Raw genomic sequence first — 19106 nt, 5'->3', positions numbered from 1 at the left:
CGGGATCTGGCCAAAGTTGAACCCCGTGATCGAGGCGAAAACCGGCTCTGCGCACCAAGGTCACCGGAACGTCGTAGGGCTCGCGCCCGGTTCTGTCGGACCCACCGGCTAGTCTTGCGCACCAGATCGACACCGTGATCACCGGATACGGCTCGGAGTCGGTCGTGCCCCCTCCGTGAAAGACCTCACCGACCAGTGTGACGCGCGTCACGTCATGGTTGCTCAACGTGCACGGTCCGTGAGGCGTCTCGAAGAGGGGAAGCACCAAAGGGGCAAAGGGGAATAAGTGTGACGGTGAGGATTTCCACGCGGCGCCGGGGCGCTGCCGTGGCACTGGGCTTGGTAGCCGTGCTGACGCTGGGGGCGTGCAGCAGCGAACCGACGGTCTCGGCGAGCGGCACCTCGGGAGGCGGCCCGACCCACTCGCCTGCCCCCACCGCGCAGCCCGCGAAACTGACGGTGACGCCGGCCGGCGGCGCCCAGGACGTCGCGCCCGGCGAACCGGCCGGTGTCCAGATCACCGAAGGCACGATCACGTCGGTCACGCTGACCAACCCGGAGGGCAAGCAGGTCCAGGGGCAGACGTCGGCGGACAAGAAGAGCTGGAGCACCACCGAGCAGCTCGGCTACGGCAAGACCTACACCTGGTCCGGCCAGGCGCAGGGCGCCGACGGCAAGAACGTGCCCATCGCCGGCGCGTTCACCACCGTCAAGCCGAAGCGCCAGCAGTCGGCCAGCCTGAACGTCGGTGACGGCCAGACCTACGGCATCGCGATGCCGATCGCGCTGACCTTCCCGGGCCGCGTCACCGACAAGGCCTCCGTCGAGAAGGCGCTGTCGGTCGAGACCACGCCGAAGACCGAGGGCTCCTGGGCCTGGCTGAACGGCGACACCACGGTGCACTGGCGGCCGAAGGAGTACTTCAAGCCCAACACGCAGGTGAAGGTCAACGCCAAGATCTACGGCGTCAAGATCGGTGACGGCGTGTACGGCAAGCAGGACGTCTCGGCCAGCTTCGCCATCGGGCGCTCGCAGATCGTCAAGGGCAACACCACGCAGCACACCATGCAGGTGATCCGTGACGGCCAGCAGATCGCCGACTACCCGGTGAGCTACGGCCTCGACTCCGACCCCGGCCGCGTCACCCACAGCGGCGTGCACGTCGTCATGGGCAAGCAGGCGACGTACGCGATGAGCAACCCGAAGTACCACTACGAGAACGTCGTGGTGCCGTGGGCGGTCCGGATCTCCAACAACGGCGAGTTCATCCACGGCCTGGCCGCCTCCGTCTGGGCGCAGGGCAAGAAGAACATCTCGCACGGCTGCCTGAACCTGTCGCCCGCGCGCGCCAAGGAGTACTACGACGGCGTGCTCACCGGCGATCCGGTCGAGGTCACCGGCAGCACGCAGACGCTGACCGCGAAGGACGGCGACTACAGCGACTGGACGTACGACTGGGCGAGCTGGCAGAAGCTGTCGGCGCTCGCCGGCTGAGACCATCGGGAACACCGGGCGGCCGGGAAGTCCAGCACGGGCTTCCCGGCCGTTCGTGTTTCACCGCGAACTCCCGAAATCCGATGCAACCCCGGTGATCACCCGCCGCATGACTAAGGGCAGAGGCGCGGCGATCCCCTGCCGCGCCACGAGAATGAGGAGCTGTCTTGCGTATCCGCATCGCCCTGACCCTCGGCGCGCTCGTGCTCGCCGGTGGCGCCCTGACCGGTGGCATCGCGCTGGCTTCGGAGGCGCAGGCGCCGGTCGCCCCGACCACGACCCAGGTGACCCGGCCGGGCGAGCCGACCGTGGCCCCCGTCCCGACCACCAGCCGGCCACGCTCCCAGGCGCCGTCCGCCGTTCCCGCGCCGCGCGAGACGACCCGGCCCGCCCGCACGGGCCCGGCTCCGCGCGTCCCGCGCGCGGTCCCGGCCGGCCCGACCGGCGACCTGCACCTGCCGGCCGTGTGGGAGACCCGGTAACCAGGTGATTTCCCGCTCCCGTCCGGCGACCGGGCCGGGCTCGCCGTGGGACGGCGAGTTCGCCCGGTACTTCGGCGAGCGCGCGCACAGCCTGCGATCGACCGCCTTCCTGCTCTGCGGGGACTGGCACCAGGCCGAGGACCTCACGCAGGCCGCGCTGCTCAAGCTCTACCTCGCCTGGCCGAGGCTGTCGCGGCACGACGCGCTGGACGCCTACGCGCGCAAGGTCGTCCTGCGCACGTTCCTCGCCGAGCACCGGCGCAGCAGGTGGAAACGGGAGCGGCTCACCGACACCCCGCCGGAACTCCCGGCGGAACCCACGAGCGACCAGGACCTGCTCGTCCGGCAGGCGCTGGCGGTCCTGGCACCCAAGCAACGTGCCGTGCTGGTGCTGCGGTACTTCGAGGACCTGAGCGTCGAAGAGACGGCACAGGCCCTCGGCTGCAGCACCGGCACGGTGAAGAGCCAGGCCTCCCGCGGCCTGGCCACGCTGCGCAACCGGCTCGGCCCGCACTACGGTGCGCTGACGTTCAGCGCACCCACGGAGGGAAGGAGGTGACGAAGATGGACCCCGAAGACGACGTCCGCGCGTTCCTGACCGGCGCAGCCGGTGGCGCGCAGCCGGCGATGCGCCTCGAAGCCGCCGACCTGATCGAGCGCGGCGGCCGGATCCGGCGACGACGCAAGCGGCTGGCGGTCGCGGGCACCTCGACCGCGACGGCGGTCGTCCTCGCGGTGGCCGGCTTCCTGGCCGGTCACCGCGCCGGGCCGCCGGAACCGGTGCAGCCCGCCGGCCCCGGCCTGTCCACGATCGGCACCACTTCCCCCGTTCCGTCGTCGATGGAGCCCGAAGTCCCGGCGACGTCGATCCCGCCGCCGACGGCCGCACCGGACCAGGTCCCGTCACGGACGCGGCGGACGACCGTCCCCCGGCCGCCGTCGGTCGGCAATTCCCCCGTACGCCCGTCGCTGACGACCCAGCCCAGCTCGGTTCCGGTCGAAACCCGGCCCGGCTCGCCGACACCGGTGACTTCGCGCTAGCCGTTCCCAGGTCGCACGTGTGCCCCGCCCGGTGATCCGGACGGGGCACACGCATTTCGAACGCGAGCCGCTCAGCGCTGAGTGGCCGCGCCGGTCAGGGGTTTGCCCCCGGCGTCCTCGGTGTCGATCTGCTCCATCGGCACCTGCGACGTCTCCGGGATGCGGAGGATCGGCAGGATCGCGATCACCGCCGCCGCCATCAGGTAGTACGCCGGCCAGTCTTCGTTGCCGGTGCTCTTGATCAACGCCGTCACGATGACCCCGCAGGTACCACCGAACAGCGACGTCGAGATGTTGTAGCCGATCGCGAACGAGCCGTAGCGCACCCGTGTCGGGAACATCGCCGGGAACGTCGACCCGATCACCGCGAGCATGAACACCAGCAGGATCGCCACGATCAGGAAGCCGACGAACAACCAGAAGATGCTGCCGGACTGCATCAGCTTGAGGCAGGGCCAGCTCAGCACCAGGAACCCGATGGCCGCGGTGAGCAGCAGCGGCTTCCGGCCGATCCGGTCGGACAGCGCGCCGAGCGGGATGATGATCGCCATCTGGATGACCTCGACCGCGATGATGATCAACGTCGAGGTGTTGTCGTTGATCTTCAACGTGTCCGTGAAGTACGTCGGCATCGTGGTCAGCAGCAGGTAGTCCGCGACGTTCAGCAGCAGGACGATGCCGATCAGGTTGAGGATCATCCGCCAGTTCCGGACGAAGATCTCCTTCAGCGGCGCCTTCTTCGGTGCCTCGCCCGCGGCCTCCAGCCGCCGGAACTCGGGGGTGTCCTCGAGCTTGTTCCGCAGGTAGAGCCCGATCAGGCCGAGCGGCAGCGCGACGAAGAACGGGATCCGCCAGCCCCAGGCGCCGACCTGGTCGGCCGACAGGGAGAGCGTCACGGAGAGCACCACGAGGTTGCCGAGCACGTAGCCGGCCAGCGTGCCGAGTTCGAGGAAGCTGCCGAAGAAGCCACGGCGCTTCGTCGGCGAGTACTCGGCGATGAACGTCGCCGCTCCGCCGTATTCACCACCGGTGGAGAAGCCCTGGATGATCCGCAGCAGCAGGATCGCGATCGGGGCCAGGATGCCCATGCTGTACGCGCCGGAATACGTCGGCAGGACGCCGACCAGGAAGGTGCAGCCGGACATCAGCAGGATCGTGATGGCGAGGACCTGCTTGCGGCCGATCTTGTCGCCGAGCGGCCCGAAGAACGCCCCGCCGAACGGCCGCACGATGAACCCGACCGCGAGCAGCGCCAGCGACTTGAGGACCGCGTTGCCTTCGCCGGGGAAGAACTGCGTGCCGATGCTGACGGCGATCGCGCCCGAGGTGAAGACGCCGTAGTCGTACCACTCGGTGGCGTTCCCCATCGCGGACGCCCAGACGGCGCGCTTGACGGTTCTCTCGTCCACTGCCGGTTCGCTCGTCGTTGCTGCTGGTTCGCTCATGCCGGCGACGACCTCCTCCGTGCAGTGCCCATTGGGCCGTTCGAGCTCATCGGACCAGTCTTGACCGGGTCCCGGAGGTTGGCAGTCTGAGCCGGAAATTGTCTACGGTGGGGAACTTTCCGGCTACTGAGAGAGGTGGGTGCCTCGCCGACGTCCCGGGTCGGGCGCGGCCGCCGGCTACTCGCCGGTTAACGTCAGCGCATGAGTCGTGTTTCTCAACCCTGGCCGCCGGTGGCGGTGGAGCCCGCGGTCCCGCACCCCAACGCGCCGGCGCCGGGCACCGAGCTCGGCGTGCACTTCACCGAGTGCTTCGGGTGCGGCGACGAGGCCGACGCCGGGCTGCACCTGCGCTCGACCGTCGGCGAGGGCCACGTCGTGCACTCGCGGTTCACCGTCACCGCCGCCCACCAGGGCGCGCCCGGGCTCGCCCACGGCGGCCTGCTGGCCTGCGCGTTCGACGAGGCGCTCGGCTCGACGGTCGGCAACCTCCTGCACCGCCCGGCGGTGACCGGCAAGCTCGAGACGGACTTCCGGCGGCCGGTCCCGGTCGGCTCGACGCTGTTCATCGAGGCCCGGCTGGACGGCATCGCGGGCCGCAAGATCTACGTCAGCGCGGACGGCCGCCTCGACGCGGAGGACGGCCGGATCGCGGTGAGCGCGCGGGCACTGTTCGTCATCGTCGGGTTCGAGCACTTCAGCACGCACGGCGACCCCGAGGCGCTGGAGAAGCTGGCCGCGCAGCACGAGAAGAACCAGCGGGAGCGCAGCGAACGCGACTGGGAGATCAACCCCTGATCAGGTGAGGGTCCGGGGCCGGATGGCGTTCGCCCGGTCCACCAGCTCGACGCGCTGTTCCATCGTGCCCGCGAGCCGCGCCAGCGCCCGGTAGCACCGCTCGAGGCCGAACCGCAGGCCGCGCTCCTCGAGCGGGCACCCGAGCACCCGCGCTCCCGGAGTCGGCTTGCCCTGCTTGAGCCACTCGTGCGCGGCTTCGAGCACGTTCGCGCTGAGCCGCGTCTGGCGTTCGACGTCCAGCCGGAGCCGCTCGAGCCGGGCCGACGCGTCCAGCAGGTCGTGCTCGGTGACCGGGGTCTCGCGGCCGTTCGCCTTGGTCGCGGTCGTCTTGATCTTGATCGCCGCGACCTGCGCGTCGACGTAGTGGGTCGAGGACGGCGGCACGGTCTCGAGCACCTCGACCGCGCTCGCCCGCGCGCCCTGCGCGAGGTACACGCGGGCGAGGCCGAAGGCGGCGCTGACGTAGGTGCGATCGGTCCGCCAGACCAGTTCGTAGAACCGGGCCGCGGCGAAGTAGTCGCCGACGCCTTCGGCGCTGATGCCCAAGGCGAGCTTCGGGGCGATTTCGCCCGGCAGGTCGTCGTACACCGCCTCGAAGGCGACGTGCGCCACCCGCGAACGGCCGCCGGCCAGCTCGATCAGGCCGCGGTACCAGTCGATCCGCCAGTCGTGTGGGAAACCGTTCTTGATCGCCAGGTACTGCGCCGCCTGCAGCTGCCGCTGGGCCTCTGCGAGCTCGCCCAGCTCGATCCGGGCACGCACGATCCGCAGCCGGACCTCGATCGACTCACGCGGCGCGCCGGCCAGCGCCTCGATGGCCGCGCGCGGGTCGAGGGCGATCGTGGTGGCGAGCACGCCCGCCGCCGGGTCGTCGGTGTCCACCTGCGGGATCGGCAGCCCGGCGACGACCTCGTCCGCGCCCGGCAGCGGCACGCTGGCGCCCGCCTCCGGCACCACCAGCTGCACGCCGAACGTGCGGCTCTCCGGGCCGAAGACGGTGGACGCGCCGGGCCGTGGCTTGCCGGTGCCGAGCGCCATGATTTCGCGCAGCACCCCGGTGAGCTGGTCGGCCATCTCCTCGGCGGAGAGGAACCGCCGGTCCGGGTCGGCGTGTGTCGCGCGCCGCAGGAACCGGTAGTACGAACCGAACAGCGCGAACAGCGGGACCGCGTCCGGGCCGGGCAGGGTCGTCTTGAACTTGGTGGTGTAGCCGGTGAATTCGAAGCTCAGCACGGCGAGCGTGCGCCCGACGGTGAACAGGTCCGACGCGATCGACGCGCCCTGCGTCGGCAGTTCCGGCGCGCTGTAGCCGGTGGTGAAGAACAGCGGGCTCTCGTAGTCGTCGGTCCGGCGGACCGCGCCGAGGTCGATCAGTTTCAGCTGCTCGTTGGTCTGGATGACGTTGTCGGGCTTGAGGTCGCAGTAGAGCAGCCCCTGGCTGTGCAGGTAGCCGAGCGCGGGCAGGATCTCCAGCCCGTACGCGATGACCTGGCCGATCGGCAGCGGTTCCGGGCGGCGGCTTTCCCGGTGGTGCGCCAGCGCGAGCTGCCGCAGCGACTGGCCGCCGACGTACTCCATGACGATGTAGCCGACGGTCGTGCCGCTGTGCGCGTCCGGATGCTGCACGAAGTTGTGGATCTTGACGATGTTCGGGTGCTCGACCTCGGCGAGGAACCGCTGTTCGTTGGCCGCGGCCGCCATCGCCGTCGCGTCACCGGTGTCGATCAGTCCTTTGAGGACGACCCAGCGGTCGCTGACGTTGTGGTCCTGCGCGAGGTAGATCCAGCCCAGCCCGCCGTAGGCGATCGCGCCGAGGACCTCGTACTGGCCGCCGACGAGCTCGTTCGGCTGCAGCTTCGGGACGAACGAGAACGGCGCACCGCAGTTCTCGCACTTCCCTTCCGGCGAACCGGGTTCCCCGTCCTTGCCGCGGCCGACCTTCGCGTTGCAGCTGCTGCAGAACCGTTTGTCCTCCGACACCACCGGGTTCGTCAGCACCGCGGACGCGGGGTCGCGTGCGGGTACCGGCGGAACCTCGACCAGCCCGGCGCCGAGCCGGCCGCGCCGCGACCGCGACGTCCGTGACGACGTCCGCCGCGAAGTGCCGGGGAACGAGCCGGACCGGGAGTCCGAGCCGCTGCCGGTCCCCGCGCCGGTGCCGGTGCCGGTGTGCCGGCCTTCGCTGGTGCGCTCGGGCAGGACGCTTTCGGTGCCCGGGTCCGGCAGGGGCGCACCGGGGCCGGTGTCCGGCCGCGGCGCCGGCGGCATGATGCTCTGGGTTTCCGGGGCCGGCGACGCGAGCACGCTCGTCGGCTGCGGTGCCCCGGGGTCCGGGCGGAGCGCCTGCGTCGGCTGGACCGGCGGCGCGACGGGGGCGATGGTGCCCGGCGGGCGGGTCGGGTCTTCCGCGCCCGAGATCGGCGCGCGGGCGGCGGGCGGCTGCCCACGCGGCGGCGTGGGCGGGCGGCGCACGGGAGCGTGGAAGACGGTCTCCTGCCCACCGGACGGCTCGCCGTCGTCGAGGCGCCCCGAGATCGACGGCTCCGGCGTCTCCCACCGCACCGGTGGCGGCGGCTGCCAGCTCGGCGCGGCCACCTTCGGCTGCTCGTCGTCCGGCGCGGCGTGCCGAGGACGGCGCGGCTCCTCCGACACTGCTACCTCCCAGATCCCCGACGACGTGCGGGAATCGATCCTAGTCGCGACCGGCTCACTGGTACTGCGGCTGCGGCGGCGAAGCCGGCCCCAGTGAAGGCTCCACCCAGTGGTGGTAGCTGTTCTGCCAGGCGCCGCTGGTGCGGATGTTCTCGAGCACGGCGTTGACGAACTTGACCATGTCTTCGTTGTCCTTCGGCACGCCGATGCCGTAGTTCTCCTGGGTGAACTGATCGCCGACGACCTGCAGCGTCGGGTCCTGCGCGGCCATGCCGGCGAGGATGGTGTCGTCGGTCGAGACCGCCTCGACCTGGCCCTGCTGGAGCATCACCAGGCAGTCCGACCAGTTGTCCACGGAGATCGCCACCGGCTTCGCCGGGTCCGTCGCGATCTTCGCCAGCGACGTCGACTTCTTCGCCGCGCACACCCTCTTGCCGCTCAGGTCGGCCAGCTTGGTCGCCTTCGACTCCTTCGTGACCAGCAGCCGCTGGCCGGCGACGTAGTACACGGACGAGAACTGGACGTCCTTCCTGCGCGCGCAGGTGATGCTGTAGGTCCGGACCACGATGTCGACCTGGTGCTGCGCCAGGACGTCCTGGCGCTGCGACGAGGTGATCGCGCGGAACTGGACGTGGCCCTCGGGCGCGCCGAAGATCGACCGGGCGATCTCGTTGACCAGGTCGATGTCGAAGCCCTCGAGGTTGCCCGAGGTGGGGTTGCGGAAGCCGAAGAGGTAGGTCGTCTGGTCGACGCCGGCGATGAGCTTGCCGCGTTCCTTGATCTTCGCCATGGTCGAGCCGTCGGGCATCGACGTGCCCCGGTCCGGCGCCAGGCTGGCCAGCGGGTTGCAACTGGTGTCGCTCCCGCCGCCGGCCGCGGCGTCCGGGCCGCCGACGTGCGCGGGCTGCGGCCAGGCGGCGGAGCCGACCGGGGCCGGGTCGACCGGTTTCCCGGGGCTGCCGCAGGACGCCGCCAGCAGCGCGACGACCGCCAGCACGCCCGCCCGGACCGTAATCCCCCGCCTGCTCACCGGTACTCCCTCAGTCGTTCCCGGATTCCCATGGTGACACCCGCCGCGGCGACGATCGCCAGCACGGCCAAGCCGGGCGCGAGGAACGTCAGCGCGCGGTCACCGCTGTGGGTGTCGTCGAGGAATTCCTGCCTGCCGACGTCGATGGCCGCCTGCAGGCTGTCGTCGAGCCGCCGGAACGCCGGGGCCGAGCCGTCGGTCTTGTCCTCCAGCACGGCGAAGTCGACGGCTTCCTGGTACTGGCCGGCGTTGTCCTGTGCACGGACTTCCTGGTGCGCCTTGAGCCAGTCGTTCGCGGCTTTCGCCGCGTCGGCGACCTTCGCGACGCCGTCGCCGTCCTTGATCAGGCCGCGGGCTTCGCCGAGCAGCCCGCCCCGGCCGTCCGGGCCGACGAGCTGGCCCGCGTTGGCGCCGAAGTCCTTCTCGTACGCCGCGCCGTCGCCGCGGGCGACCAGGGTGAGCGTTTCGTCCGCGCGGGCCTGCAGCGCGGCGATCCGCGCCCGGACCAGCACGTCGACGCGGTGCGAGCCGTCAGCCTGGCCGTCGCCGACCAGGCTGCCCTGCAGGATCAGCGCGACCGCGCCCCACAGCAGCGACACCACGACGGCGGCCGTCGCGACGACGAGCCCGACGTTGAGCAGCCGGTTGGTGCGCCGGGTCAGGTAGATCTGCGCGGCGACGAGCGCGGCCAGCAGGGCGACCATCAGGACCGTGGCGAGCCACGGGAAATCGGTGGCGCTGTCCTGCTCGGCGATCAGCCGCTCGGTGTCTACGCGGTAGAGGTCCTGGGCGGCGGGGAGGATCTTCGCCCGCATCAGCTCCGACGCCTCGCGGAGGTAGGAGGCGCCGACCGGGTAGCCGAGCCGGTTGTTCGCCCGGGCCGTCTCGACGAGCCCGGTGTAGACGGGCAGCGACTGGTTGAGGACGTCGACCGGAGCGGCCGCGTCGGCGACGTCCGAGGCATCGGACGCGGCCTTGGCGAGCGCGGCGCCGGCTTCGGCGATGTCACGCTCGTAGCGCTGGCGGAGTTCGGGCGGTTCGGTGCCGATGGAGAGGAACGCGCTGGCGGCGGTCGCGTCGGCGTCGGACAGCGAGCGGTAGACCTGCTGCGCCGCGGCGGCGAGGGGCTCGCGGTGGTCGATGACGCCGCTGATCGTGTCGTCGCGGTTCTGCACCGACAGCGTCGCGGCCAGCCCGGCCACCAGCGAGAGCAGCACGAGCCCGACGGCGATCACGGTGAGCCTGCCGGGAGTGGTCGCGGCGGACCGGATGACCGCGCGAACCCCCTGGCCCGGCAGGTCCAGCAGCCCCAGCAGACCACTGCGGCCCCCGGCGCGGTCGCGGCCGTCCGGTGGCGACGGTGGGGGTCCCGGCGCGGGCGCCGTGGGACCCGGGGCCGTCGCAGTGCTGGTCATCCCCGATTCCTCCCCGAAAGCCGTACTCGCAGAAGGTAGCCGAGTCGCCGTGTGCGCAGCCACCGGCACCGCCCGCTGTCACCAGCACGTGATCTCGGCGGACCGGCTCCGGCCGCCGGTGCGTCGACCCCCTGCCGCCGCCGGCACGCGGCCGCCGCCGGCTTTCGGGCTCGAGCTCGGCGTGCCACCGGGGAGGCCGGGCCGCCCTCACCGGTGGCCATCACCTGTCCAGGTGACAGCACCGAGGCGGTGGCGGGCGTCGAGCCGGACGAGCGCGGCGCACCGTCCACATCGGACAGCTCGGCGAGCGCGTGCCGAGCACCCGTTCCCCGTCGGGACGTCAGCCGCGGATGGCCGGGGCGAGCGAGTGCGGGAGCACGGCTTCGGGGTCCGGCGGCCGCCGGACCACCACCTCGACGTCGTCGGCGAAGCGGTACGGCTTCGCGCCGAGGATGCCGCCGAAGTGGCGCCGCAGCCGGGACATTTCGGCGCGGACGGTGACCGTGCGGCCGGCGTCGCCGAACAGGTCGGCCGACAGTTCGGACGCCGACCGGCCCTCGCGGTGGCTGGCCAGCACGTACAGCACCTCGGCGTGGCGCGGGCTGAGCCGGTGCGCCCAGATCCCGGCCGCACTGGCCACGGTGAGCTCGGGCTCGCGCGGCGACCGGACGTCGAGCACGACGCGGGTGGGCGGGGCGGCCTCGGTCCCGGCCAGCCGGATCAGCCAGCCGCCGGGCACCGGCTCGACCGCGCAGCCGCCGTACGCCGGCAGCCAGACCCGGCCGGGTCCGAAGCCGGTGGGCAGCACGATCCGGTCGACCGGCGCGAGCCCGGCGGCCGCGGCGACCCATCCGTGCTCGTCGGCGACCACCGCGGGGCCACCGACCTTCGCGAGGATCGGGACCGCGAAGCCGCGAAGGCGTTCGAGCTCAGTGCGGTGGGTGGTGCGCAGCTGGGCTTCCGCGAGCCGCGTCACGGCGTCGACCAGCGCCAACGTCGCCGCGTGGACGGTCGAAGCCGATCCGGAGAGGTCGACGACGCCGAGCAGCCTGCCGTCGCGCGGGTCGTGCAGCGGCGCGGCCGCACACGTCCAGGAGTGCTGGGCCCGGACGTAGTGCTCGGCGGAGTACACCTGCACCGGACTGCGCGCGACCAGCGCGGTGCCGATCGCGTTCGTGCCGACGGACTCCTCCTGCCAATCGACGCCTTCGACGAAGCCGAGCCCGTCGGCGCGGCGCCGGACCGCGGCGCTGCCGTCACGCCAGAGGACCTTGCCGCCCGCGTCGGCGATCACCATGATGTGCGCGGCCTGCTCGGCGACGCTGATCAGCCCGCCACGCAGGATCGGCAGTGCCTCGGCCAGCCCGCTGGCGCGGCGGCGCGCTTCCAGCTGTTCGAAGGTCAGGACGGGCGCGGCGGCCCGGCCGTCCGGATCCACGCCGAGGCGGCGCATCCGCTGCCAGGACGCGCCGATGACGGCCCGCGGACGGCTGGGTAGCGCCTGGCCGCTCAGGGCCGCCTCGTGCACCTGTGCGAGGACACGCGCGTGCCGCCGGGGATCCGCCCCGGCCGGCAACGCCGCCTCGAGGTCTCGTTGCCCCAACTGCCGCTCCTTGTGCTGTGCCCTCCTCGGAGTCTGCCTTTTCGATCCGGTGATCGGAAGGTGGCGCACATCGCGGTCGGTTTGTCTCGGTCTGGTCAGTACGAGACGTAAACGTCGGCCGCCGAGTCGTACCAGGCCGATTTCGGCGCGGTCTTCGCCTCGGCGACGGACTCCTCGATGAGCTTCGCGACTTCGGCGTCGATGTCGTCGAGGACCTGTTCGGCCAGCTCACCGCTGCCGGTGACGCGGGCGCGAAAGCGCTGGAGGCAGTCGTGGTCGCCGCCGACGGGCCCGCGGTGGCGGGTGAAGCCGACCTCGAGCAGCGTCGGGCCACCGCCTCCGCGGGCGCGGTCGATCGCCTCGCCCGCGACCTCGTGCACCGCGAAGAAGTCGGCTCCGTCGACGATCACCCCCGGCACGCCGAAGCCGACGACCCGATCGGCGTAACCGATGTCCTCCGCGACGAAAATCACGGGGAGGTGCCAAGCCGACGCGAGGTGCAGCGCCTCCAGCGTCGTCCCGGGGTTGGCCGCGTCGTCTCCGAGGAAAGCCACGCCGACACCGCCGGTGTCCTGCTGTTTCGCGGCGAGCGCCGTGCCACAGATCAGCATCGGGACGCCGCCGAGCGCGCCGTTCGCGAGGCCGGGGGGGTGTCTGGAGCCAATCTGGCGGCCGTGGATTTCGGCCAGCACGGCCTTGACGTCGGCGCCCTTGGCGATGCGGTGGTCGTGTCGGCGGTGGGTGCCGGCGATGGCGTCACGGGCGTCGAGGTGGAGGCAGACGCCGGTGGCCAGGGCCTCTTCGCCGGCGTACCGGTGTCCGGACGCCGGGAGTTCGCCGGTAGTGAATTCGCCGGTCGTGAATTCCTGGCGTAGGCGCTCTTCGAAGACCCGGATGGTGCGCATCACGCGGTACGCACCCCGCAGGGCGTCCGTCATCTTCGACGCTCCTTCCCCAGTTCGGTTTCGATGCGCAACAGCCCTTTCCGCGCCGCCTCCGCCATCGCCGCCCGGACGTCGACGACCCACGGCCCGTCCGGCTTGAGCTCGACGAAAGCGCTCTCTCCGGTCTTCAGCTCGAGCTCACGCTCGCCGTCGAGCGCGATGACCCCGCCCGCCGCGGCGAGTTCGACGCGCACGCCGGGCCGGAGGAGACCCCAGCCACGCACTCCGACCGGCCGCACGAGCCCGGGCGCGATCGGCGCCTGCACGACGTACGGCGTCTCCCCGACGGGTCCGAGCTGGAGCGCGACACCGTCCGGGCTCGACCGCGGGCTCGGGCAGAGCTGGCCGGGCACGCTCGACAGACCGATGCCGTCCGGCTCGGCGAAGGTGCAGTACAGCTCGGTGAGCGACGACGGGTCCCACAGCGCCCGTGCCCCGATGTGCCTGCTCAGCGACACGCAGACGTCGACGAGCGCGATCTCCCGGCGTGCTTTCGTGACGACTTCCAGCACGCTGACGCGGTGGGTGACGAGGTCGGGATCGATCTGCCCGGTGGCGATCAGCCCCGCGGCCAGGCCGGCCACGGTCGCCTCCCGCACCTGCGGAAAGGCGTTGTTGGTCCCGGTCGAGAGGGCGAGGAGCGGCACGTCATCGCAGGCCGCGGCCGCGACCCGGGCCGTCCCGTCCCCACCGAGGACGACGATGACTCCGGCGCCGGCCTCGACCATCCGGCGCACCGCGTTCGTCGTGTCCGCGGCGGTGCCGGTGAGCGGGTCGTCCTCGCAGAAGTCGACCTTCGGCCAGGTGCCGCCGCGGCCGAGCGCGCGCAGGACCGTGGCGGAAATCCCGCCGAGGTCGGTCGAAAGGAGGGCCCGGTCGAGGCCGGTGACGGCGAACGCCGCCAGCACCCGCTGGACCATGTTCGCCTTTTCCGAGGTGGGGAACACCGACGCCTGCGCGACCAGCCGGCGGATGTCGCGCCCCGAAGCGGGGTTCGCGACGATCCCCGCCACCGTTTCACCCACCTGACCTCCCGATCCGTCATCGGAGACCAGGAGACGCCGCGATCCGGCGGGAGGGGAAGGGTTGCAGGGCGTTGCAGTGTGCATTCGCACGTGCTCGAAGCGACGCAGATCACATCGCGCGTCCCACCCAGTGATCTCCAGTGGACAGTCCAACCTGGAGTGGCAGGCGGGGAAAGAACCAACCGGACCGAGGTTCCGGCACCGGGCTACGGGATCAGGTCGGCCGCACCCTCGAAGAGGAAGCCCGCTTCCCCGACCGCGGCGCGGACATCGTCCGCCGCCGGCGCAGTGAGTTCTTCGGCCACCGACTGGGCACAGTGCCCGCAGCTCATCCCGAAACGGTGTAACCGCGCCCGATCATGGTGCGCCGCCTACGAAAAGGGCCGCCACCCTGAACGGGTGACGGCCCTTTCCCAAGATCAAAGTCAGATCACGGTGACCGACGTGGCCTGCGGACCCTTCTGGCCCTGGCCGATCTCGAACTCGACGCGAGCGTTCTCTTCCAGGCTCTTGAAGCCGTTACCCTGGATCTCGCTGTAGTGAACGAAGACGTCGCCGCCACCGTTGTCGGGGGTGATGAAGCCGAACCCCTTCTCGGAGTTGAACCACTTCACGGTGCCCTGAGTCATCAAAATCTCCATATGTAACAAAAAAACAGGAAGCCACTTCGGCAACCCGGGTCAACACCCGAGCGGTTTGCTTCCTCGGCGAGGAGACACTACGCCCGCTGAATTCTGCGAGCGTGACTCAACACGAACACAAAAATCGAGACCATAAGCAGTAAAGCACACTTCGACCGGGGCGGACAAGCTCTCTTCACCCGGGCGGGGTGAGCTATTCGCCACTCGCCGGGCGCAGCCCCTCGCTGGAGAACGGCGAACGCCAGGTCGCGTCCCGGTCCGCGGCCACCACCGCGTCGTCGTGAGTTTCCGCACTCGCGCTGAACAGCACGGGTACGACGCCGGAGGCCTTCCGTGCCGGTTCGGATGCGTGCTGGTGATCGGTCACGTCGAAACTCCCCTCGTTCCCTGCCCGCTTCCACGCGGGTCATGACCGTGATGGTGCCAGGCGGCACCGACAGAAACCGGTTGGCTCCCGCCAGGACCCGGCCGGGAAGGTTCAGCGGCGAACCACCACCGGAACACCGCCAGGTTACCCGAGCCAACGACCTGCTACCACACGACATTCCCAGCTTTTCCGGAACGAAACAGAGCAAAACCCTTACTGGGCGGGTGGTTGCGGGCGCGCCTGGCTGAGCAGGGCCGAAAGCCGCACGTCAGGAGTCACGACGTCGGGATCGGTGCGCACGTCGATGACACACGGCCGCTGCCGCACCAGCGCACTGGCGATGATGGGCTCGAGCTCTTCGCGATCGTCCACCGTGTACCCCGCCGCGCCCAGTCCACGCGCCCACGAAGCGAAGTCGGTCAACGGGATGGAGACCCCGGTGAGCCTGCCGTAAGTGCGGGCCTGGTGCATCGCGAGCGCGCCGTGCACGCCGTTCTGGAAGACGACCACCACCACCGGCGCCCGGTACCGGACGGCCGTTTCGATCTCCTGGCCCGTCATGAGCGTCCCGGCGTCCCCCACCATGGCCACGACGGTCCGCCGCGGCTCGGCCAGTTTCGCCGCCACGGCGGCCGGCACGGCGTAGCCCATCGCGGCGTTGCTCGGGCCGAGCTGGCTGCGCGGCGCCGTGAAGCACCAGTAGCGGTGCATGAACTGCGCGAAGTTGCCCGCGTCGCTGGTCACGATGGTGTCCTCCGGCGCCAGCTTGCGCAGCGCGCGGACGACGTCGACCGGGTGCACCCGGGTGTTCCCGCTGGTGTCGGGCGGGGTCATGAAGGTGTGGACGGCCGCGTTCGCCGCCGAAGCCCGCCTCGTCCGCGGCGACGCGACCTCCCGCAGCTCCCGCAGGAACGGCTCGACCTCGGAGTCGACGCGGAACGTCAGCCCCCGCCGCTTCGGGCTGACGTCGATGCCGGTCCCGACCATGACCAGCGTCTGCTGCGCCGTCGGGTAGCGATAAGCCTGCGTCGTGACCTCGTCGAGCTGGGTGCCGAGCGCCAGCACCAGGTCGGCGCGCTCCAGCGCGTCCAGCTGCCGGGCCGGGATGCCGAGCCCGAGGTGACCGGCGTAGCGGGCGTGGTTCTCCGGGAAGGCGTCCTGCCGCCGGAAGGCGTTGTAGACGGGCAGCGCGAGCTCGTCGGCCACCGCGATCAGCTCGTCGCGCGCCGCCCGCGCCCGGCCGCCGACGATGACCACGGGGTACTTGGCCTCGTCCACCAATTGCGCCACGGCATCCGCCGAACGGCCCAGCGTGCCGGACGCCGGCGGCCGAACCCGCGCCATCGGCTTTGCCGCGTCGTAGGGCATCCCCCAGATGTCGCAGGGCACGCCGAGCACGACCGGCCCCGGCCGTCCTTCCTGCGACGTCGTCAGCGCGTGCGCCAGCAGTGCCGGTACGCCGTCCGGGTCGGTCACCCGCACGGTCGACTTGGCGATCGACTCGAACATGGCCGTGAGGTCCGACGTCGGCAGCTCCCCCGACCACGACGGCATCGGCTCGGTCGCTGGCGTCTCCAGCAGCACGACCATCGGCGTCTCGTCCTGGTACGCCGTCTGGACACCGATGGCGAGGCTCGCCGCACTCGGCCCCCGGCTGGCGAGCAGCACGGCGGGACGTTCGGTGAGCTTTCCCTCCGCCTCCGCCATGAAGGCCGCACCGGCGTCGTGGCGCGCCGAGACCAGCGTGATCTCCCGCTCGCGCTGCAAGGCGTCGAGCAGTTCCAGGAAGGACTCACCGACCACCGCGTACACGCGGCGGACACGCGCCTCGGTCAGGATCCGCACGGCCGTCTGGGCGACGGTCGCTCCCAGTTGGTATCTAATGAGGAGAGCTTAGGCGGGCACCGTTCAGTGCAGTCAAGTGATCTTCGCCGAAACCCGGTAAGGATGGGCTGAATGTCCGCTTTGGCTGACTGGTAGCCGATCAAGGGAGCGAGGACCGCAGACTTGGCCGCGACCGAACGTGAAACTGTTTTTACTTATGGCGCACCGGCGTTGAAGTACGGCACCGGCGCCAGCGACGAGATCGGCTACGACCTGACCCAGTACGGCGCACACCGCGTGCTGGTCGTGACCGACCCGCAGGTGGCCGCGACCGGCTGGCCGCGCCGCATCGCCGACGGCATCGCGGGCTACGGCATCGAGACCGAGGTCTTCGACGGCGTACACGTCGAACCCACCGATGTCAGCATGCAAAAGGCGGTTGACTTCGCACGCGGAACCGGCCCGTACGACGCCTTCGTCGCGGTCGGCGGCGGGTCCGCCATCGACACCGCCAAGGCGGCGAACCTGCTGACGAGCAACGACGGCGAGCTGATGGACTACGTCAACGCGCCCGTCGGCGGCGGCCGCGCGCCGGCCCGCCCGCTGAAGCCGCTGGTCGCGGTGCCCACCACCACCGGCACCGGTTCCGAGAGCACCACGGTCTGCGTCCTGGACGTGTTGTCGCTGCGCGTCAAGAGCGGGATCAGCCACCTGCGGCTGCGCCCGACCCTGGCCGTCGTCGACCCGCGGCTCACCGTCAGCCAGCCGTCCGGGGTGACGGCCGCCAGCGGCATGGACATCCTGTGCCACGCCGCGGAGAGCTACACCGCCAAGCCGTACACCGAGTTCGAGCGCAAGCGTCCCGAACAGCGCGTGCCGTACTGCGGCGCCAACCCCCTGGCCGACATGTTCGCCGAGCAGTCGCTGCGCCTGCTGTCATGGGCCCTCCCAGCCGCCGTGCGCGACGGTTCCGACCTCAAGGCCCGTGAGGCCATGGCGCTGGCCGCGACGTTCGCCGGGCTCGGGTTCGGCAACGCCGGCGTGCACATCCCGCACGCGAACGCCTACCCGATCGCCGGACAGGTCAGGGATTTCCACCCGGACGGTTACCCGGGCGAAGAACCCATGGTGCCGCACGGCATGGCCGTCTCGCTGACCGCGCCCGCCGCGTTCCGCTTCACCTTCGACGCCGCGCCGGACCGCCACCTGCGCGTCGCGCGCCTGCTGGCGCCCGACTTCGAGTGGCCCGGCGATTTCGCCGATCACCTGCCGGCGGTGCTGATCGACCTGATGCGGCAGATCGGCATCCCGGACGGCATCGGTGCCGTCGGCTACACGGAGTCCGATGTGGACTCCCTGATGGAGGGAACCCTCAAGCAGCAGCGGTTGCTGGCCACCGCGCCCCGCGAGGCGTCCGCGGACGACCTTTCGGGCATCCTGCGCGAGTCGGTGTCCCTGTGGTGAACGGGTATCCGCACTGGCAGACGGTTCCGTTGCGCTGGAAGGACAACGACGTCTACGGGCACGTCAACAACGTCGTGCACTACTCGTTGATGGACACCGTGATCAACACGTGGCTCATCGAGCAGGGTGGCCTCGACATCGAAGCCGGGGCGGTGATCGGACTGTGCGTCGAGTCGCACTGCGGGTATCACGCATCGGTTTCCTTTCCTGGTTCACTGCGGGTCGGCTTGCGGGTGGCGCACCTCGGGAAGTCCAGCGTCCGCTACGAGATCGGGATGTACGCACCCGACGAGTCCCTGGTCGCGGAAGGGCACTTCGTGCACGTCTTCGTGGACCGCGAGTCCCGCCGGCCGACACCGGTCTCCGGCAAACTGCGCGAGGCACTGGAAGCACTGCAACCCGGATGACCTGCACCGCCGTGGTGTCACCTCCCTTCCGACAGCGCCGGCTCCAGGCCGTGTTCTTCGTGCGCTTCCGATCATGCACCACGACGGCGACAGAACCGGCCGGTCGACTCGAGTTGTCCACAGGCCGCGCAAACATCGGCGAGTTGTCCACAGATTCGCATCGAGGGGTTCCGCTGCCCCTCGACGGCGATAAGCTGGAAAGCACATGAGATCGGTCCACAGTGGACGAGCAGTCTCCTCACCCCGAGCGCTCGTAACACGGATGGCGGCCTAGGCGTCGATCCGGTTGCGGCAGCAAAGCGGCGAGCAGACGGCTCGGGAGTGGTGCCGAACCCGTGGCAGGGCGTCCCTGCCACGGGCTCGGAAGCCATGCACAGAAGTGGACCAAACAGTGGTCGCGCGTCCGCTCCCGGCAGGCGCCCCGCGAGCGGACGCGCCACTGCCCCATGTGTCCTGGGGATTGCGGTTCGTCGCCGG

At 70.9% G+C, this 19106-nt stretch carries 18 protein-coding genes; 7 read left to right on the top strand and 11 right to left on the bottom strand.

Annotation, left to right across the window (positions count from 1 at the left end; all coding sequences use genetic code 11):
- Nucleotides 1-294 precede the first annotated feature (294 nt).
- From AB0F15_RS00720 to AB0F15_RS00705, 4 genes are all read left to right on the top strand, one after another.
- Nucleotides 295-1494, top strand: a complete 1200-nt coding sequence (locus tag AB0F15_RS00720) for an Ig-like domain-containing protein (RefSeq protein ID WP_360263069.1) — start codon at nt 295-297, stop codon at nt 1492-1494.
- A 167-nt stretch (nt 1495-1661) separates the two neighbouring features.
- Complete coding sequence (locus AB0F15_RS00715; RefSeq protein WP_360263066.1) at nt 1662-1976, top strand: hypothetical protein; 315 nt, start codon at nt 1662-1664, stop codon at nt 1974-1976.
- Between the two features lie 4 nt (nt 1977-1980).
- On the top strand, nt 1981-2535 hold the full coding sequence (locus AB0F15_RS00710) for a SigE family RNA polymerase sigma factor (protein WP_360263064.1): 555 nt from the start codon (nt 1981-1983) through the stop codon (nt 2533-2535).
- Nucleotides 2536-2540: 5 nt separating this feature from the next.
- Nucleotides 2541-3017: a hypothetical protein gene (locus tag AB0F15_RS00705; protein ID WP_360263061.1), complete on the top strand. Its 477-nt coding sequence runs from the start codon at nt 2541-2543 to the stop codon at nt 3015-3017.
- 71 nt (nt 3018-3088) lie between these two features.
- Here AB0F15_RS00705 and AB0F15_RS00700 read toward each other — a convergent pair whose 3' ends face one another.
- Entirely contained in the window at nt 3089-4426 is a 1338-nt protein-coding gene (locus AB0F15_RS00700; protein WP_360263837.1) for an MFS transporter, read from the bottom strand.
- A gap of 237 nt (nt 4427-4663) precedes the next feature.
- On the opposite strand from AB0F15_RS00700, the gene AB0F15_RS00695 reads away from it, so the two are divergent.
- Entirely contained in the window at nt 4664-5257 is a 594-nt protein-coding gene (locus AB0F15_RS00695; RefSeq protein ID WP_360263058.1) for a PaaI family thioesterase, read from the top strand.
- Here AB0F15_RS00695 and AB0F15_RS00690 read toward each other — a convergent pair whose 3' ends face one another.
- From AB0F15_RS00690 to AB0F15_RS00645, 10 genes are all read right to left on the bottom strand, one after another.
- Nucleotides 5258-7909 carry a tetratricopeptide repeat protein gene (locus AB0F15_RS00690; protein WP_360263055.1) on the bottom strand — a complete coding sequence of 884 codons (2652 nt, stop codon included), beginning with the start codon at nt 7907-7909 and terminating at the stop codon, nt 5258-5260.
- A gap of 55 nt (nt 7910-7964) precedes the next feature.
- The gene (locus AB0F15_RS00685; RefSeq protein ID WP_360263052.1) at nt 7965-8939 is read right to left on the bottom strand and encodes a glutamate ABC transporter substrate-binding protein; all 975 of its coding nucleotides are present in this window, start codon (nt 8937-8939) and stop codon (nt 7965-7967) included.
- Nucleotides 8936-10354, bottom strand: a complete 1419-nt coding sequence (locus tag AB0F15_RS00680; RefSeq protein WP_360263050.1) for a hypothetical protein — start codon at nt 10352-10354, stop codon at nt 8936-8938. The genes AB0F15_RS00685 and AB0F15_RS00680 overlap by 4 nt, the downstream gene beginning before the upstream one ends.
- 340 nt (nt 10355-10694) lie before the next feature.
- Entirely contained in the window at nt 10695-11957 is a 1263-nt protein-coding gene (locus AB0F15_RS00675) for a GAF domain-containing protein (protein ID WP_360263047.1), read from the bottom strand.
- A 95-nt stretch (nt 11958-12052) separates the two neighbouring features.
- Nucleotides 12053-12895: a thiamine pyrophosphate-dependent dehydrogenase E1 component subunit alpha gene (locus AB0F15_RS00670; RefSeq protein WP_360263044.1), complete on the bottom strand. Its 843-nt coding sequence runs from the start codon at nt 12893-12895 to the stop codon at nt 12053-12055.
- A complete protein-coding gene (locus tag AB0F15_RS00665) occupies nt 12892-13926 on the bottom strand; it encodes an NAD(+)/NADH kinase (RefSeq protein WP_360263041.1) in 1035 nt (344 codons plus the stop codon). Before AB0F15_RS00665 ends, AB0F15_RS00670 begins: the two co-directional genes overlap by 4 nt.
- 206 nt (nt 13927-14132) lie before the next feature.
- Entirely contained in the window at nt 14133-14258 is a 126-nt protein-coding gene (locus tag AB0F15_RS00660; RefSeq protein WP_360263038.1) for a hypothetical protein, read from the bottom strand.
- 93 nt (nt 14259-14351) lie between these two features.
- Nucleotides 14352-14555: a cold-shock protein gene (locus tag AB0F15_RS00655; RefSeq protein ID WP_013222289.1), complete on the bottom strand. Its 204-nt coding sequence runs from the start codon at nt 14553-14555 to the stop codon at nt 14352-14354.
- Between the two features lie 205 nt (nt 14556-14760).
- Nucleotides 14761-14934, bottom strand: coding sequence for a hypothetical protein (locus tag AB0F15_RS00650; RefSeq protein WP_360263035.1), 174 nt, complete (start codon nt 14932-14934; stop codon nt 14761-14763).
- Nucleotides 14935-15147: 213 nt separating this feature from the next.
- Nucleotides 15148-16806 carry a thiamine pyrophosphate-dependent enzyme gene (locus AB0F15_RS00645; RefSeq protein WP_360263835.1) on the bottom strand — a complete coding sequence of 553 codons (1659 nt, stop codon included), beginning with the start codon at nt 16804-16806 and terminating at the stop codon, nt 15148-15150.
- Nucleotides 16807-16941: 135 nt separating this feature from the next.
- Here AB0F15_RS00645 and AB0F15_RS00640 point away from each other — a divergent pair, with 135 nt between their 5' ends.
- Together AB0F15_RS00640 and AB0F15_RS00635 are read left to right on the top strand one after the other, a co-directional pair.
- The gene (locus AB0F15_RS00640) at nt 16942-18222 is read left to right on the top strand and encodes a hydroxyacid-oxoacid transhydrogenase (protein WP_360263032.1); all 1281 of its coding nucleotides are present in this window, start codon (nt 16942-16944) and stop codon (nt 18220-18222) included.
- Nucleotides 18216-18629: a thioesterase family protein gene (locus tag AB0F15_RS00635; RefSeq protein ID WP_360263030.1), complete on the top strand. Its 414-nt coding sequence runs from the start codon at nt 18216-18218 to the stop codon at nt 18627-18629. Before AB0F15_RS00640 ends, AB0F15_RS00635 begins: the two co-directional genes overlap by 7 nt.
- The last annotated feature ends 477 nt before the right edge of the window (nt 18630-19106 follow it).

The organism is Amycolatopsis sp. NPDC026612 (assembly GCF_040638285.1).
Taxonomy (GTDB): Bacteria; Actinomycetota; Actinomycetes; order Mycobacteriales; family Pseudonocardiaceae; genus Amycolatopsis.
Note: the sequence above shows the minus strand (reverse complement) of the source record. Positions and strands in the feature narration are given on the sequence as shown.

Bases quoted from the DNA above. Each gene is read 5' to 3' on its own strand.
- AB0F15_RS00655 (WP_013222289.1), bottom strand. From the start codon at position 14,555: ATGACTCAGGGCACCGTGAAGTGGTTCAACTCCGAGAAGGGGTTCGGC.
- AB0F15_RS00695 (WP_360263058.1), top strand. From the start codon at position 4,664: ATGAGTCGTGTTTCTCAACCCTGGCCGCCGGTGGCGGTGGAGCCCGCG.
- AB0F15_RS00670 (WP_360263044.1), bottom strand. From the start codon at position 12,895: ATGACGGACGCCCTGCGGGGTGCGTACCGCGTGATGCGCACCATCCGG.
- AB0F15_RS00705 (WP_360263061.1), top strand. From the start codon at position 2,541: ATGGACCCCGAAGACGACGTCCGCGCGTTCCTGACCGGCGCAGCCGGT.
- AB0F15_RS00680 (WP_360263050.1), bottom strand. From the start codon at position 10,354: ATGACCAGCACTGCGACGGCCCCGGGTCCCACGGCGCCCGCGCCGGGA.
- AB0F15_RS00660 (WP_360263038.1), bottom strand. From the start codon at position 14,258: ATGAGCTGCGGGCACTGTGCCCAGTCGGTGGCCGAAGAACTCACTGCG.